10 protein-coding genes and 1 tRNA gene are annotated in these 13,988 nt (G+C 40.0%); 3 read left to right on the top strand and 8 right to left on the bottom strand.

Translation table 11 applies throughout. The annotated features are described in order from the left end of the window. The first annotated feature begins 48 nt into the window (after positions 1-48). The gene (locus M5U24_RS02140) at positions 49-1,050 is read left to right on the top strand and encodes a methyltransferase (protein WP_099323819.1); all 1,002 of its coding nucleotides are present in this window, start codon (positions 49-51) and stop codon (positions 1,048-1,050) included. Between the two features lie 431 nt (positions 1,051-1,481). Continuing rightward, positions 1,482-3,296, top strand: a complete 1,815-nt coding sequence (locus M5U24_RS02135) for a cell wall anchor protein (RefSeq protein ID WP_099323820.1) — start codon at positions 1,482-1,484, stop codon at positions 3,294-3,296. 89 nt (positions 3,297-3,385) lie between these two features. Here M5U24_RS02135 and M5U24_RS02130 read toward each other — a convergent pair whose 3' ends face one another. Further along, a complete protein-coding gene (locus M5U24_RS02130; RefSeq protein WP_164995150.1) occupies positions 3,386-4,006 on the bottom strand; it encodes a lysophospholipid acyltransferase family protein in 621 nt (206 codons plus the stop codon). 373 nt (positions 4,007-4,379) lie between these two features. Between M5U24_RS02130 and M5U24_RS02125 the strand changes: the two genes are divergently transcribed. Further along, positions 4,380-7,886, top strand: coding sequence for a UvrD-helicase domain-containing protein (locus tag M5U24_RS02125; protein ID WP_169702854.1), 3,507 nt, complete (start codon positions 4,380-4,382; stop codon positions 7,884-7,886). Positions 7,887-8,291: 405 nt separating this feature from the next. Here the strand turns inward: M5U24_RS02125 and M5U24_RS02120 are convergent, their stop codons facing one another. The 7 genes from M5U24_RS02120 to M5U24_RS02090 all read right to left on the bottom strand — a co-directional run bounded on the left by M5U24_RS02120 (position 8,292) and on the right by M5U24_RS02090 (position 13,877). Beyond that, positions 8,292-8,663, bottom strand: coding sequence for a hypothetical protein (locus M5U24_RS02120; protein ID WP_099323824.1), 372 nt, complete (start codon positions 8,661-8,663; stop codon positions 8,292-8,294). A 10-nt stretch (positions 8,664-8,673) separates the two neighbouring features. After that, positions 8,674-10,080, bottom strand: coding sequence for a tetratricopeptide repeat protein (locus M5U24_RS02115; protein ID WP_295100908.1), 1,407 nt, complete (start codon positions 10,078-10,080; stop codon positions 8,674-8,676). A gap of 282 nt (positions 10,081-10,362) precedes the next feature. Continuing rightward, positions 10,363-10,435 (bottom strand) — tRNA-Glu (locus tag M5U24_RS02110). A 123-nt stretch (positions 10,436-10,558) separates the two neighbouring features. After that, positions 10,559-11,326, bottom strand: coding sequence for a dihydroorotate dehydrogenase electron transfer subunit (locus M5U24_RS02105; protein ID WP_099323826.1), 768 nt, complete (start codon positions 11,324-11,326; stop codon positions 10,559-10,561). Next, complete coding sequence (locus M5U24_RS02100; RefSeq protein WP_099323827.1) at positions 11,319-12,239, bottom strand: dihydroorotate dehydrogenase; 921 nt, start codon at positions 12,237-12,239, stop codon at positions 11,319-11,321. Before M5U24_RS02100 ends, M5U24_RS02105 begins: the two co-directional genes overlap by 8 nt. A 1-nt stretch (position 12,240) precedes the next feature. Next, positions 12,241-12,981: a M48 family metalloprotease gene (locus M5U24_RS02095; RefSeq protein WP_099323828.1), complete on the bottom strand. Its 741-nt coding sequence runs from the start codon at positions 12,979-12,981 to the stop codon at positions 12,241-12,243. Between the two features lie 131 nt (positions 12,982-13,112). Beyond that, on the bottom strand, positions 13,113-13,877 hold the full coding sequence (locus tag M5U24_RS02090; RefSeq protein ID WP_099323829.1) for a TIGR04255 family protein: 765 nt from the start codon (positions 13,875-13,877) through the stop codon (positions 13,113-13,115). Between the last annotated feature and the right edge of the window lie 111 nt (positions 13,878-13,988).

The following is a 13,988-nucleotide window of genomic DNA, read 5'->3' as shown; positions in this document are numbered from 1 at the left end:
ATATAAATTCATCACTATCCTTTACCCCATTTTAAACAGGAACGATTCATGAATGAAATAAATCATTTACAATTTGAGTACTTACTTCAACTCAGCTCCGCCTACTGGAAGTCACAAGTACTATTTACCGCAATAGAATTAGATATCTTCACCGCCATTGGCAATAAACATTTAGCCGCAGAAGAACTCGCGCATAGCATTAATGCAAATGCAAAGGCAACGGAAAAGATACTCGACGCCCTTGTTTCACTCGATCTCCTTGTGAAACAGGAAAAGCTTTATCAAAATTCACCAATAGCGAATTCCTATCTCATCAAAGGGAAACCCTTTTACCAGGGTAACGCCATCCACCATTTTAACAATATCGCTGAAAACTGGACTATGCTGTCCCAAACGGTGAAAACTGGAGAGGCGGTCGTGTTAAAAGATTTGCCGGAAGAGGCAGACCCGCATGATTTAAAAGACTTTATTACCGCAATGCAAAATATTGCATCGGTAAAATCACACGATATATGCGCCACAATACCTTTAAAGAACCCTAGAAATATGCTTGATATTGCCGGAGGCCCGGGCACGTATTCCATCGAATTTGTAAAGAAATATCCTGAATTGCACGCGGTAATCTTTGACCTGAAACACGTAACAAAATTAACACATGATTTTATTCAGGCCGCAGGGTTACAGGAAAGGATAAAAGTACAGGCGGGAAACTGCCTTGAAGATGATTTTGGCACTAATTGTTACGACACAATTCTCGTTTCCAATTTATTACACATATACAACCCTGAGAATAATATAACAATACTCAAAAAATGCTGGAAGGCATTGCAAAATGAGGGCACGTTAATTATTCATGAATTTGTTCTTGATGAAACAAAAACACATCCTCAGTTTGCCGCACTTTTTAGTCTTAATATGCTCATCGGTACACAGGAAGGGGCGTCTTATAGCGAGACAGAGTATCGTTCCTGGCTGAAAACAGTTGGTTGTAACAAAATCACACGCACCGATCTGCAATCAAACTCTTCGTTAATTATTGGCAAAAAATAAACAATCGTAATGACCGAATAAAATAAAGTAACGGATTTCATCCTCCTTCACAAGCAACAGTTCATGGAGGGCTCATAATAAAAAAGAATTGCAAAAACGTTTTTATGACCAATAAGGGCAAAAACGTTACTGGTTCAAATTACTTGAAATAAGTCCTTTTATTTGATAACTTAGCACACATTTTCCCGCGATTTATACTATTGTTTTAAATTACATGTATGAATAGTGAATTTTTGTAGCAATTTAGTTTTTTTCGAAAAATTCCGATAATAGGGATGTTTGTCACATATCGTAGAATTTTTTTAAATGGGCAATCCATCTAACACTTTTATCAAGAAGAAAGGAGAAAGTAGAAAGTAGAGATTTACCACTGATTACTAGCTATTTTATTTTGTTTTACCGCTTATTTATCATAAGGAAAGGGGAATTTGATGATAAAAAAACGCTTTTTAGGGCTACCTTTAGTATCTGTTTTACTTTTTACAATGACATTCTTATGTATAAACGATCATATCGCTTATGGTCAATTGCCACAGCCAACAAGAACTCAGCCTCAACCAGGATTTTCTCCAAGGCCTCAGCCTACTGGCACTCAGCCGCAACCAGGATTTTCTCCAAGGCCTAGGCCTACTGGCACACAGCCTCAACCGGGATTTTCTCCACGACCTCAGCCTACTGGCACTCAGCCTCAACCGGGATTCTCTCCACGGCCTCAGCCTACTGGCACTCAGCCGCAACCAGGATTTTCTCCAAGGCCTAGGCCTACTGGCACTCAGCCTCAACCGGGATTCTCTCCACGGCCTCGGCCTACAGGCACCCAGCCTCAACCAGCACCTACACCTGGTGTTGTAACTCCTCAAATATCGGGTGGATGGTCTCATTCGTTAGCACTAGACTCCGAAGGAAAGTTATGGGCGTGGGGACTTAATGAAGACGGGCAGTTGGGCGATGGCACAAACGACAGCCAAACAACCCCTGTAGCTGTTCAAATAAATGCTCTTACTACCATTACTGCCGTAGATTGTGGTGGAGATCATAGTATGGCGCTTGACTCACTCGGCAGAGTTTGGGCATGGGGTTATAACGGTGACGGAGAGCTTGGCGGTGGAACAACGGAGAATAACAGTAATGTTCCCGTTCCCGTTCCCGTACCTAACCTTACCGATATAATTGCCATTTCTGCCGGAGGCGAATACAGTATTGCTTTATCATCTGACGGTTCTGTTTTAACATGGGGTGCAAACAGTGACGGGCAGCTCGGCAATGGCAATACTGACCAGAATAGCGTTCCTACTAAAATAAGCAGCCTACCATTGATGAAAGGAATTTCTGCCGGAGAAGCTCATAGTCTTGCCGTAACAGAAGACGGCTTTGTTTATGCCTGGGGATTAAATGATGAAGGGCAAATTGGCAATGGCGAAAAGAGCGCGGACAATCCTGTTTTAAATCCTGTACAAGTTCAAGGATTGACTGATATTGATGCAGTTTGCGCAGGAGCCACATTCAGTTTGGCGCTCGGCATTGACGGAAGGGTATGGGCATGGGGACTTAATGATGAAGGACAATTAGGTGATGGCACGAATACCAACAGCACCACACCCGTAGAAGTTACAAACCTTGCAAAAATTTCCGCAGTTGCCTGTGGAAGTGACCACAGCCTTGCAATACGAAATGGCAAAGTAAAATCCTGGGGATTAAACGATGAAGGACAGCTTGGCGACGGTTCAACGAGAAGCAGTTCTGCACCTCTTGACGTTACCGGTTTGTCGGACATCGTATATGTTGCAGCAGGAGAATCTCATAGCCTGGCAATCACCTCAAAAGGCAACATATATGTGTGGGGATTAAATGGAGATGGTCAATTGGGCGATGGGACGAACAGGAGCAGCAGGACGCCAAAAACGATTGATTTGAATCTCGGCGTGACTGCAGTTGAAGGTCCCGGGGAATGCGAAACAGACGACATTGAAGCAGACCCAAAAAAGTTAAAGCTCAAAGTCGGAAAAAGCACAGAAGTAACATTAACATTAACGGGAGAAGATGGTTGTCTGGTTGAAGGAGAAAGTATTACGGTAAAACTGAATTCATCCGGAAAACGACGTGTTTCTATCTCTCCGAGCAAGCTAACATCAGACGAAAATGGCAATGCATCCTTTACCGCTACCGCAAATGCGAAAGGCAAAGCCAAGATCACTGCCAAAGCCGGCAGCAGTAAGGTGAAAATAAAGGTAAAAGTTAAGGAATAACCGTTTTACCTTGCAAGTAATTTAAAAAAGGGGTATTTCATTTAAAATGAAATACCCCTTTTTGTTTATGCCTTTTCTCCAAATAATCTCTAAACAGACAGATTTTTAATCTGCATCATGATTTCATTCGTGATTTCAACCACTCTTTCCCTGTCATCCTTCCCTATTCCCACATTCTCAAAAGTAACGGGTAGTCCAAAGTATATTTTAATTTTTGTTCTTTTGGGTATCTTTGCCCCTTTTGGTAATGCTTCATATGTACCTGCTATGAATGCAGGCACAACCGGGGCGCCACTTTTAAGCACAAAGAAACCTATGCCCGGGTTTCCCGGTTGCAATATTCCTTCCTTACTAACGCCGCCTTCCGGAAAAATCCCTAAAACACCTTTTTTTTTAAGCACACCTAACCCCTCTCTTATTGAAGAAGTATTTGGTCCGCTCTGCCGCACACAAATACAATGTAACAACTTGAAAAACCATTTCAACTTCCCTTCATAATACAACTCGGTCATTAAAAACGAAATACGCCTCGGAAACATTGCCTGAAGCACAATTGGGTCCATATAGCTGAAATGATTTGCCGCAACGATAAGCGGGCCGGTACGAGGTATGTAATCCTTATTTACCGATTCTATCTGATAAATTGCCTTTAACAAAACAATACCCAGGAGCTTTAAAATCAGGAAAAAACACTCGTTTAAAATACTCACATCCTCTCTCTTTCTCCTTAGTAAAATAATCTTTTTAAAAAAATCGCGGTATTTGCCGCATATTGTAGTGGCGAAGCATTTGCTATAAATTGTCATAAATGCATTCATACCCAAACGGGCAAATGCTTCGCCCCTACTTTTTCAAAAAACTAAATTATCACAAAGTGTTACTTTTTTTAAAAAAATCTTTTAAAAACACCGCATAAAACAGTAAATAGAGCGCTGCATTGCATCTTATAAAGCGATATTGTATCATTTGGATATATTCAATCTACTTAATTAAATGCTTAAGCAGCCCAATCTTTTCGCTAGGCAAAGAACAAACCCAAACCCACTTTTTCAAAAAACTAAATTATCACTGGAAAATCAGATAATGTATGAACCTATTGATCGTAAAATACGGGAGTTAGCGGTATCGGAACAACACAAAAATATTGTGCTTACCGCCGGTGCAGGAACGGGGAAAACAACTATCCTCGTACAAAGGATACTCCACCTGCTTCTGGCACATAAAAGCCTCCAATCCGAAGAAAGCCCTATTCTAAAAATTATTGCGTTAACCTTTACAGAAAAGGCGGCAAGTGAAATGAAAATCCGTCTTATGGAGGAACTGGAAAAAATCGTGGCCGCAATGAAAGGTATATGCAGACCAGAAGAAAGCTCACAAGTCAATAATTTTATCTCCGACTTGCAAACCACTTATCACACGACATACAGTGAGATTGAACGCCGGGCAGTACAATCTCTGGCAGATATGGACAAGGCTATGATTTGTACAATTCACAGTTTTGCCGCATATATTTTACGCATGTTTCCGATAGAATCGGGAGTAGCGCCAGGTTTCACCGTTGATGAAGGGTCTGTATTCGAAGATCTTTTTGAGAAAGAATGGTCTGACTGGCTGGAACTGGAATTGTCGCTTACCTCAAAAAATACCGTAACATGGAAAAATGTGCTAACGAGAACCGAGCTGGAAACAATTAAGTCGTTTGCAAAACGTTTATCAGATTTTACGATTCCCTTGGATACGCTGACACAGAAAACCGGCGATCCCGCAGTTCTTGATGTTTTATTAAATTCCTATTGCGACAGTATCAACGCCCTTCTCCTAAAATGCGGGAAACCGGACAATAAACTCTTATTACAACTACAGGAATTTCTTACTATTTTTAATGAACTAAAAACCCAAGGCTTTCATTACTTAAGCAGTTTACATTATAACTTCGGGAAAACAATCTCTAAGGCGAAAAGCGGTTGGGAGGAAGCAGATGTACTTGTTGCGCAGGACATTGTTAAAAAATGCCGTATTCTTTTAAGAAAATTGCAACGTGTTGACGAATCTTTCATTACTACGGCGCTAAACCTTGTTTTGCCATTTTGCAAAACCTTTCGACAAACATATCTGTCCCAGGGATACATCTCATTTGACGGGCTTCTTACCCTTGCCAGAAATTTGCTGCAAAACAACGCTTATCGCTCTATAAGGACATCGCTCAAAAAGAATTTTTCGGCAATCCTCGTGGATGAATTTCAGGATACAGATCCCATCCAATACGATATCATCCTCTTTCTTTCCGAAATGGTAAACCACCACAGCGACACCATACACGGTATTCCACTTGAACCCGGGAAACTCTTTATCGTTGGAGACCCGAAACAATCTATTTACTCCTTTCGCAGGGCGGATATCGAAGCATACGAACACGTTGTCAAACAAATTTGTAATAATGAAGCGCCTCTCAGTCTGCTGGAAAATTTTAGAAGCCATTCCGGTATTGTAAACGCAGTAAACGATCTTTTCGGTGAAAAAATAATTACCGAACAACAAGGGTTACAACCCAAATACATTCCTATTCATGCAAAACGCATTCAGTCAGACCCCTTTCAAAGAATTGAAATTATCAGTGTTTCTGATACAAATGGAGAAGAACTGACTGCAGAAGCGGCAAGAGAGGCTGAAGCGGATTGGATAGCAAAATGGATAAAAAATAATGTCTTTTACGACAATGGAGGAGATACGTCTGCCGATGCTGCTACCTCTTACAAATTGAAATATAAAGACATCGCCTTGCTTTTGCGTTCATTTACACAGATACGGCCCTATGTTGAATCATTTAAAGAACATGACATACCGTTTATTGCAGAAGGGGAGAAATATTTTTATACCACCCAGGAAGTTATTGATTTTATGAATCTTTTGCGGACGATTGAAAACCCTTATGATACCATCGCCCTGGTGGGTACCTTACGTTCGCCCTTCGCCGGTTTGACGGATAATGAAATATATCTCCTCAAGATAAATGACCTTCTCGATTATCGCAAAACAATTTCAGATAACATTGACATAGACGCGACTATAGGCGACTTTTACTCATTTCTCAGGAAATATAATGTACGTTCGCGGATTATACCCGTCTCTCACCTCATTTCAGAAATCATCAATGATCCCCGCTTTGCCGGCATAACAGCAAGCGCATGGCAGGGAGAACAAAAACTTGCGAACCTTAAGAAATTTTACCGGACAGCATGCAAGTTGGAGCAAATTCAGGGTATTTCACTTAAACATTTTATAAACAATATGAAAAAATACATCGATGAGGCAAGAGAAGAAGGAGAAAGCCCGCTTTCCGATGAGACACTAGATGTGGTAAAAATCCTTACTATCCATAAATCAAAAGGGTTGGAATTCCCTGTTGTAATTCTGGGCAATCTGCACGGTGAAGCAAAAAAGGAGAATGAGACCCTGGATTCCGTCGCATTTGACTGGAACACCTCCACCACGGGAATAGTACTTGGCAAAGGGGAGCAACAACTGAGGAATCTGCAGAGCATCATTCTTGAAAACAAAATAAATGAACGTACGTGGGAAGAAGAAAAACGGGTCTTGTATGTCGCCATGACAAGGGCTAAGGAACGGCTGATTCTCACCGGTGCATTAAAGGATAACGACAAATCTTATATTGGATTAATTATGAAATCTTTATCTGATGCGTATGACATATCGCTTAACAACGAACCCGAAACGCCTTCCGGCCATGTCAGGAAAATAGTTTTTGGAAATAGCGAAATATTTCTTGAAAATTTCAACTATACCGGCGCGAGACGCTTTGTTTCAAAAACCGCAGAAAAAACGTGGGATATTGACTGGAATTCATTTGTCCGAATATGGAATGACCGGAAACAATCAATGTTTGCAGAAACAGAAAAACCATTATTTACTTCTCCTTCTGCTTTAAGTGAAGAAATATCACCAGTGCACTATGAAACTCCCACACACAACAAACACATTGATTCTGCGGAAATACAGCAGGAATATGCCGCTGCAATTGGTTCTTTATGCCATCAGATTTTAGAGAAATGGGACTTTCAGGGAACGTTGCAGGCACTTTATGATTTGATAACATCTTCAGTCACAATACATTTCACCAATGCAAGCCTTCACCACACGATAATTCATCTTATAAAAACAGAAGCTGTTACTATACTTACTGCTTTTTTTCATTCGAAGGCATACAATGAACTAAAGAATGCAAGGATACTTGGACGTGAAATACCAATACTTCTGCATTGGGAAGGGCAAATAATGAGAGGTACAATTGATATTATTTATGAATTTGAAAATCAAATAATTATCGCCGATTATAAGACAGACTACGCTTCATCGATTGAGGATAACCCTGCTCTAACAAACACCTGCCATGAAGAAGATGCATTCAGTAATGCGGAAAAAATAAACATGAATATTTCCTCTCCAACATACACGCCCAAATACCATCACCAAAAAACCATTTATACGGAAGCGGTAAAACGTTGTCTTAAAATTAACAATCCTCTATTTAAACTCATTTTCCTGCGAAACGGAACGTCTGTATTCATTTGACGCTTCAAAAGGACACGAGTTTTGTAACTTCTCAAAAAGTTGTAGTAGTTGCAGTTGGTAGAAGGTAGAAGGGGAAATTCATTGAGGGACAAGTTTTGCCTCCATTAACTCCGCACTTCAGTGCGAAGATACCGTAAAATACCCCGGCGTTAGTCATGACTTTCAGCTATGCCGTAACCCTGACAGGATTTTCAAGCCCTGTCAGGATTAAAACCGGCAATTACTTATTCATTAAAACGCATTTGGTTAACGTTGCTTTCGTGCTCGCACCCAAACTCCTGTTTGGGAACGTAATTGCACTGGAAACTACATTCGTGGGTTCAGGCTTCGTCTGGAATTCAGGCAAACGGTTGCAAACCTGAACCCACCGGGAGTCGTGTAATGTTTACGCCGAATAGTAACTATTTATTTCTTCTTTTTTGCACTTGGTTTTGCAGTTGCCTTTGATTGTGTTTTCGGTTTTGCTTTTGGTTGTTGTTGTGATTTTGCTTGTGGTTTTGTTTTTACAGCTTTTTTTGTAACGGTTGTTCCTGTTTTTTTCTTTTCTTTTGCTAATGGCGCAGGATTACAGAGTTGGTCCCGTTTGGAAGCAATGCGACCGCAGGAATTACATACATATTTAAGTGTCACAAGCTTAGGCGCACACACATGGCGCGGGTCGCTGGTTAACGCACCGCAATAATAACATGCTATCGCCCTTTGCATCTCGATAGGTTTACATAAATGCCCTTTGTTCGTTGTCGTCATACCACACGTTTCACACGTATAAACAGCCATAATTCTCCTCCTATATCTGACCTTTTTTCGATCTATAATAAGTTAAAAGATATTGATAAACTTCATCCTCTGTCGCAAATACTTTTTTCAAATAAGAAACAGCCTCTTCAATATTTCCCTTCTCTAAAAATATTAAACCAATATTTCCATAAGCAGCAGTGAGATTCTCATCAAACAGAATAGCTTTTTTATATTCTTTTATCGCTTCATCATACTCTCCTTTCCGGTAGTAAACAGTCCCTATATTATTTCGCAAAACGGCATTTTCAAGGTCTTCCGCAATCAACGCCTTATACTCATTTATTGCTTCTTTGTAGTTGCCGTTGTTTTTATATGCCAAAGCAAGCGCAGTATGTATTTGTTTATTTGATGGATATTCATTCATTGCATCTCTATATGTCAAAATTGCCTTGTCATATTCCGTTACACCCATAAACCTATTGCCCCGCATTAACAGGCGTGTTTCATGCGGTGTTATCGTCCCCCAACACCATACAAACGTTAACAATAGCATCAAACTCAATACCAGAAAACTTCTATTTTGCGGAGTAAATTCTGTTATTGTTATACGCTTCTTCTCAACTATTTTTACTATCATCACGGCAAAACATAATCCCCATACAGCGCCAAGCAACGTTTGGAAACTACCAAGATACTTTTGTGTATAAAATGCCGTGATTATTCCGCAAAAGACAAGAAACAACTCAACGTATATACTATAATTGCCCGATTCAGGAATCAACCATCTGAACTTACGGGTCAAAGACAAGGCGCTCATGCCGGATTTGTAACCTAATGTCCCGTTTTTACATGCATCCTTACACGAAAGGCAGCGTATACAATTTGCATTGACAACCGCGCTATGCTTGGCAATCTCTTCGTGTACCGTTATTCCCATAATACAATTTCTCGTGCAATTCATACATCCGGTACATTCCCTGATTTTCCTTATCCGCCAAAAACTAATATTCTCAAATAGTGCAAGCAGAGGAGCCCATGGGCACACGTATCTGCAGAATGCCCTTGATCCCATAAGATAAATGAAGAGAAAGGCGTCAAATAAGAGAAAGGATGCAATAATAGCAGGGCTTCGGGGGAGGTCTGACGTCATAACCTGCGTATCACTGATATTAATATGAAACTGAGGAATGCCATAAATATACCAGAATTCAAAAATGGCAGTTATCGTTTTCAGGAGAAATACATACTGTATGATATTTGCTCTGGAATGAATAATTGAGGGATTTATTCCACACTTATTAAGCACCCGTAAAGCAAATTCCTGGAAAAAAGCAAAGTGGCATCCCCATCCACAGAATACCCTTCCAAAAAACACTGTTATTAATACAATAATAATAAAAAAAGCGGCGGCGGAATTCAGCAGGCCAAAACCTAAAAGGGTGACAATACCATTCATGCTAAAGGTTCCTACCTTCTGAAATCCATATTTATACCACAGCAGAATATGGACTATTATGAATACATTTATTGAAAATAGTACAATTAACCTTTTTTTATTGATATTCATAACATGATAAAATCAACCAAACGAATAATATCTTTTGAAGATTACTATTTTTAGGCGTGAGGGTAGAGGCTTGCCGTATGACGAAGATTTGAAACATTCGGGGGAGGCAACTGTAAAGAGGCCTTTTGAACTTTATCATCAAAGACCTCTTTATTGGTTAACTTCATAATATACCCCCAAGGGGATTTGAACCCCTGTCTCCAGGCTGAGAACCTGGCATCCTGGGCCTCTAGACGATGGGGGCGCTTCAGGTCAAAATATCATTGTCAAAATAATATGTCGGAAAACGAATAGCTTACAAACTTACAACATTTATTTTCTTATGTCAACAAAATTCATCCTGTTGCCTGAAATTCCTTTCTCTGATTCAAAAAGAAACCCTTCTCCCCGATTTTGTGATTGCAGTTTTTCCAAAATCGGGCATCTTTCCTAATGCCTCTGCGTTAAAAACCGGTCCGTCAATACATATTCGCTGCCCACTACAGTCGCATTGGCCGCAAATGCCAAACCCACATTTAATATATCTTTCAATTGATACTTCACAATCAATATGGCGTTCATTGCATAATTCGAATATTTTGTACAACATTTTTTCAGGACCGCATGCATATATCTTTTTATAATTATGTTGCCCTGTTAATTCTCTCAACAAATCAACCGTTGTTCCTCTGTAACCAAAAGAACCATCATCTGTACATAATTTCATCTCTCTGAAGCGATGTTGAAAAAGCAATTCCGGCATAGTCCTTGCCCCCTGAATGATTGTCGTATTTTTCTGCATATCCGCTAAACACGCAATAGAAGCCATTCCAATACCACCGCCTACAATACACGTAGCCGCATTGTTTTCAGGCAAGCCATATCCCATGCCATACGGCCCCCTGATACCTATTTGATCTCCCTTTTTCTTTGTATGCAAGGTTTTTGTAAATTCACCTCTTTTTAATACAGTTATCCCGGCAACATTTCCATCAATATAGGAAATAGTAAATGGTTTCTCGTCATTTAGCGGAACCCAAACCATAATAAACTGCCCCGGCTCATACTGTCCGGCATACTCAAAGAAAAACGTTTTTACGTTTGGAGTCTCATCTATGATATCGTATATTTTTACCATTTTTGGCTGTTCAATCATGGGCAACACCTACAAGCTCATTAATAGTGTTATACCCGTTTTCAATCATCCACTGCTTCATTTCAGCGCACACCTTGCTGAAAACATTAATTCCTCTTGTGTAAACGCCGGTTCCAATGCCAACAGCCGAAGCCCCTGCCATCATCATCTCTATCGCGTGCCTTCCTGTGGATATGCCCCCTACTCCGATAATTGGAATTTTCACCGCCTGGTAAACGTCATACACACAACGTACGGCAATCGGCCGCAAGGCGTCCCCGGTGACGCCCCCGACCTTAAACCCTAACACAGGTTTCTTTGATTCAATATTAATTACCATTCCAGGACCCATTGAATTCACGGCGGTAATGCCGTTTGCCCCTGCATCCTCTGCTGCTTTTGCAATTGAGGTGATTTCAGGCACGTTTGGTGATATTTTCACAAATATAGGCACATTTGTTTTTCGTCTCACCGCATAGGTTATTTCGTAGGTAGCCTTTGGAGTTCCCTGTCCGGACAGAAGGCCAAAACCAGGAGTATGAGGACAAGAAAGCGGTATTTCGATAGCGGAAAACCCGGATGCTGACAGCCCCTCTGCAACCTCAATGAAATCATCCGTACAGGTTCCAATAATACTGGCAATTACAGGAACGCCTATTTCATTAAGGTTCGAATATTCGATACGTGCGGCCTCAACACCAGGGTTCGAATATCCTACGGCATTTAACATTCCCGCCTCGTAGGTAATAACCGTCGGATTATGATGGCCTTCCCTTGAATCCTTACTTACGGATTTAATCGTTACCGCACCGGCTCCACTTTCTGCCACTCGTTTTAATAATGTCTTTGTGGTTCCCAGTATTCCCGAAGCCAGCACCGTTGGATTCGACAATCGCATACTACACAAATTTATTGATAATGTTACCTCTGTCATTTTACCAGTCGCCTTTTAAGGTTGCGATGAATTCTCTTAACTTGCATACCCGCATCTCAACTTCTGCATAATACCCCATGCCAAAAATGCCTGACAAACCATTATGAGCAACAATAATATCAAGGTTTCTTTCCAGAAAATCAGGCAGACCATTAGGGTCATACCCTGCATTACAGGCATAGAACACCCCTTTTGTATCCGCCTCTGCCTCAAACTCCCTGAGATGGTTTTCCAACGATAACGCTGCAACCTCATCCCAATTAGCATTATTTTGCTGTGAGAAAACATTCTTAAGTTCCCGGTAAAATTTTGATGCATGCCTCAGTGATAAATGTGCAATTTCATGACCTATAATACAAGCCAACTCATTTTCATTTTTCGTTAATTGTAACAAGCCTTTTGTAATATAGATATGCCCGCAGGAAGAAGAGAAAGCATTGATAGAATAGGATTGAATTATACTGCAAATGTACGGAAGGGTTTTTCTCTCTGAAACTGCAACGATTGATTGTGTAATATCATTTATTTTTTTATTCAGTTCTGCATCTGTATCAAAATGACATCCACGGCTTAAATATTCATCAACTTTCCTGCCAAGCTCTATCTCTTCTTCTTCGCTCAATCCAGTATTATCACCGTTCAGTTGCCATTCGTCATTCGCAAAACAGCATACACCGGAGAAGAAAATAGCATCTGCTACCAAAAGAATAAAAATGGCAAAAAAGATTCTTTTCCATTCCATCGTATCATCTTACCGTAACTATTGTATGAGATTATCTGCGGGTGCGGGCTTGAAACTTAAACCTCATATTTTATGCTGTTTACCTCGCCCAAATGATTGTATTCCGGCATGATTGTTAATTATATCATTTATCATTTCAACAATTCCAAAAACTTTTTATTAAAAGAATCGTTAAATAGTTTGTTCTGCATTTCACGTGCAACCTCATACCAATCATCTATTAACATATCTTTTACTGTGCCTCTCAGTGTACATTGGAAACTTATTACCTGTTTATTTTCTTTTGTTGTAGCGGTATTTATCGAGACTATGGCATATCCGCCTATTTTTTCTACAGGCAGTGTGTATTTACTAAAAATATTATTAGGAGAATATATCCTGCCATTGTCGTTTATTGCTGGCAATATGATTTTCATAATCTTGTTTATCTCAGAAAGGTCATCAATATGTTCCTGCCAAAATATTCTATCCTGGTATGTTAATTCGCAAAACTTAACAGGAAATTCTGAATGCAGGTTATTTTGGATAAACGCTGCCAATTGTGCATATCTCTTGTAAATACTGGTAAAGCCGGGATAATCCTTCTCTCTTTCTTCATCTTTTTTAATCCAATTGAAGAATATTTTGTTAAATTGCAATTGTACCAGCCAATTTGTATCAATGGTGCTAAGCCGGTACAATACCGGCCCGGTATAATTATAATCAATTTTAGGCTCTAAACTGTAATCAACCATTTCAAGATCTTCCAATGGATTCCCATATCGAATTAGCGGATAATCATTTTTAAAAGCATTGATTATTTCATATATTAACCCGTTTTTCCCTAAAACGGGTTGTTTGAGAGTAATCCCCATAATTACTTCAGACAAAGGCGCCTTTGAATACGTATTATCCATATTTCACCATTTCTTAAAAACAAAAATTCAATACTAAAGTGTTACGTTTGTTTTTGTTATTCAGGATCACGACATGTGCAAAACCCGTCCCCTGCTATCACACATTTAAAA

The organism is Candidatus Kuenenia sp., assembly GCF_027493735.1.
GTDB lineage: Bacteria > Planctomycetota > Brocadiia > Brocadiales > Brocadiaceae > Kuenenia > Kuenenia stuttgartiensis_A.
This window is presented reverse-complemented; position numbering and strand designations above follow the sequence as displayed.